The sequence below is a fragment of the Escherichia sp. AM3 genome, assembly GCF_032029835.1.
GTDB lineage: Bacteria > Pseudomonadota > Gammaproteobacteria > Enterobacterales > Enterobacteriaceae > Escherichia > Escherichia coli.
In genome coordinates, this window is record NZ_JAVUPQ010000313.1 from 1 (window position 1) to 1,292 (window position 1,292).

Annotated in this window: 2 protein-coding genes; both read left to right on the forward strand. The window is 35.0% G+C overall.

The window, feature by feature from the left end; all coding sequences use genetic code 11:
* Positions 1-348 (forward strand): conjugal transfer relaxosome DNA-binding protein TraM (traM, locus tag RTW80_RS25415; RefSeq protein WP_136706548.1); only part of this gene is annotated, 348 nt, incomplete at its 5' end.
* A 186-nt stretch (positions 349-534) separates the two neighbouring features.
* Positions 535-1,224: a conjugal transfer transcriptional regulator TraJ gene (gene traJ / locus RTW80_RS25420; protein ID WP_000283385.1), complete on the forward strand. Its 690-nt coding sequence runs from the start codon at positions 535-537 to the stop codon at positions 1,222-1,224.
* Positions 1,225-1,292: the final 68 nt, after the last annotated feature.

Consider the following 1,292-nt stretch of genomic DNA (forward strand, 5'->3'; position numbering starts at 1 on the left):
TATGAAAAAATAAATGCGATTATTGAGAAGCGTCGACAGGAAGGGGCAAGGGAAAAAGATGTCAGTTTTTCAGCAACAGCTTCAATGCTTCTTGAACTGGGGCTTCGTGTACATGAGGCTCAGATGGAGCGTAAAGAGTCTGCATTTAATCAGACTGAGTTTAATAAATTGCTTCTTGAATGCGTTGTAAAAACACAATCATCAGTAGCGAAAATTTTGGGTATTGAGTCTCTCAGTCCTCATGTCTCCGGAAATCCAAAGTTTGAATATGCCAATATGGTTGAAGATATCAGGGAGAAGGTATCATCTGAGATGGAACGATTTTTTCCAAAAAATGATGATGAATAAAAGAAATTTGACTTCGTTCAAATATCAGAGTTTTTATGATTTAAAAAGGTGACAGTACGAAAGATAATTAGTATATTAATTACGTGGTTAATGCCACGTTAAAATTTGAATTTGAAAATCGCCGATGCAGGGAGTTCTCTCCTCCCTGCATCGACTGTCCATAGAATCCTTTGTGAGGAGGTTCCTATGTATCCGATGGATCGTATTCAACAAAAACATGCTCGTCAAATAGATCTGCTGGAAAATCTGACGGCAGTTATTCAGGATTATCCAAATCCAGCCTGTATCAGGGACGAAACTGGAAAATTTATTTTTTGCAATACGCTGTTTCATGAGTCATTTCTTACACAAGATCAAAGTGCTGAAAAATGGCTTCTGTCGCAGAGAGATTTTTGTGAATTGATCTCTGTCACAGAGATGGAAGCATACAGGAATGAGCATACGCATCTTAATCTTGTAGAGGATGTTTTTATTCAGAACAGATTCTGGACAATATCTGTCCAGTCATTTCTTAATGGACACAGAAATATTATTCTGTGGCAATTTTATGATGCTGCTCATGTTCGTCATAAAGACAGTTATAATCAAAAAACGATTGTCAGTGATGATATCAGAAATATAATCAGAAGAATGAGTGATGATTCTTCTGTATCATCATATGTAAATGATGTCTTTTACTTATATAGCACCGGAATCAGTCATAATGCTATAGCAAGAATATTAAATATATCCATCTCCACATCAAAGAAACACGCATCTCTGATATGCGACTACTTCTCTGTTTCTAATAAAGATGAGTTAATTATCTTACTCTACAATAAAAAGTTTATTTATTATTTATACGAGAAGGCTATGTGTATCATAAATACGCGTTAATAAGGTGTTAATAAAATATAGACTTTCCGTCTATTTACCTTTTCTGATTATTCTGTAAACATAAGTGG

Excerpts from the sequence above, each read along its gene's own strand:
- traJ (WP_000283385.1), top strand. The coding sequence starts at position 535 with ATGTATCCGATGGATCGTATTCAACAAAAACATGCTCGTCAAATAGAT.